The sequence below is a fragment of the Ilumatobacter sp. genome, assembly GCF_049588435.1.
Taxonomy (GTDB): Bacteria; Actinomycetota; Acidimicrobiia; order Acidimicrobiales; family Ilumatobacteraceae; genus Ilumatobacter_A.
Map to the genome: position 1 here is coordinate 1 of NZ_JBAVYV010000545.1, position 1,798 is coordinate 1,798.

2 protein-coding genes are annotated in these 1,798 nt (G+C 68.5%); both read left to right on the top strand.

The annotated features are described in order from the left end of the window. The coding region (locus WBV89_RS20505) for a hypothetical protein (protein ID WP_423983183.1) at positions 1-649 on the top strand (649 nt) is incomplete at its 5' end. After that, the gene (locus WBV89_RS20510) at positions 646-1,770 is read left to right on the top strand and encodes an acyltransferase family protein (protein ID WP_423983184.1); all 1,125 of its coding nucleotides are present in this window, start codon (positions 646-648) and stop codon (positions 1,768-1,770) included. The genes WBV89_RS20505 and WBV89_RS20510, both read left to right, overlap by 4 nt. Positions 1,771-1,798: the final 28 nt, after the last annotated feature.

Genomic DNA, 1,798 nt, shown 5'->3' on the forward strand with positions numbered 1-1,798 from the left:
CCTCGGGGAAGGGTTCAACCCCGCCTGGTCGGCGAGCGCCGAGGGCACCGATCTCGGTGAACCGGTGCTGATCGACGGGAACGCGAACGGCTGGTGGCTCGCACCGACGACGACGACCACCCGGGTCGAGATCGAGTGGACGGCTCAGCGCAGCCTGAACATCGCCTTCGCTTTGACCGCGCTGTCCGTACTGGCATGCATCGTCCTGGTGCTCCGGGATCGGCGCCGATTCGATGTGCGCCGAGCGCTCGGTCTCACTCCCGCCGCGGACGTGCGGACGGATGCGTCGCTTCGAGCGCTCATCGTGTCGGCGGCGGTCACCAGCGTCGCAGCGGCAGTGTTCATCGACTGGATCTGGGCGGTACCGGCCGCCATCGTGTGGACGGTCGCGTTCCTCGCATCTCGAACATGGAGCCAACGCATCGTCGGCATCGCCGGTGCCGTCATCATCTTCGGGGGTGGCCTCGTCGTGACGTTCGTGGTGCGCACCGATCCGCCGTTCCCCGACGCCGGTTGGCCGGTCCGTTTCGAGTGGCTCAACGGCTGGACGCTCCTCGGCGTGATCCTGGTCGTCGGTTCGGCGCTTGCGGTACCGGCGCGGATCGGGTCGGCCTCGGACGATATTCGCCTCGACGAGTCCGACGCGTGAGCCGCACGATCGAATACCGCCCCGCGCTCGACGGGCTCCGGGCCTGGGCGGTCATCGCCGTGGTGCTGTTCCACGCCGGAGCGACGTCCGGACTCCCCGGTGTCGCTCCGGGCGGCTTTCTGGGCGTCTCGGTGTTCTTCACGCTGTCGGGCTACCTGGTCACGACGCTGCTGGTGCGTCGCTCGTCGTCGCCCGCAGGCCTCGATCTCGCGGACTTCTGGAGTCGCCGACTGAAGCGTCTCGCTCCGGTGTCGATCGTGGTCGTCGGCACGGTCGTGCTGTTGTCGAGTGCACTCTGGCCGGGAATGCAGTGGCAGGAAGCCGCCGCTGCACTGTTCGGCTGGTCGAACTGGAACGTGATCGCCGGCGGCGAGGACAACCTGCTGCGCACGATCGTCGGACCGCTCGGTCCGTTCTGGTCACTCGCCGTCGAGGAACAGTTCTACGTCGTACTGTCCACGGCGGTCGTCATCTCCTGGCGTACCGCCCGGCCGATTCGCACGTTGTCGATCCTCGTCGCGCTCGGGTGGGTGTCCTCATTGCTCGTCCAACTGCTGGTGTCCGGGCCGGCGTACCGGCTCGAGTTCGGGACCGACAGCCGTGGCAGCGAGTTACTCGCCGGCTGTGGCCTTGCGCTCCTGCTCCACGTCAGACCGACGCTGCCGGTTCGCCACGCGCGCCGACTGAGGGTGGCGGGCCCGATCGCGGCGATCCTGCTGGTCGGCCTCGCGATGACCACCGACTACGACCCGCCGTGGCTGTTGCACGGTGGATACGCAGCGATCTCGTTGGTCAACGCCGTGCTGATCGCGTCGTTGCTGGTGGCGGGGCCGCTGACCCGTTTCCTCGCGACGCGCCCCACCGTGATGATCGGTCGGCTCAGCTACAGCTGGTACGTCGTGCACTGGCCGACGATCCTGTGCCTCACCCCGGCCCGCACCGGCCTCGACGGGTGGCCGCTGTTGGTCCTGAAGGTGCTCGCGTCGTTGATCATCGCCGTCGGGCTGCACGTCGCAGTGGAGCAGCCCCTGCGATCCATCCGGGTCGCACCGCGCACCACGTTCATCGCGTGGATCACGGCGACGCTCGCCGTGCTGGCGCTCGCGCTCGTCCTGCTCTGATGGCCTCGGGCGTCGATCAGCGGGTGTG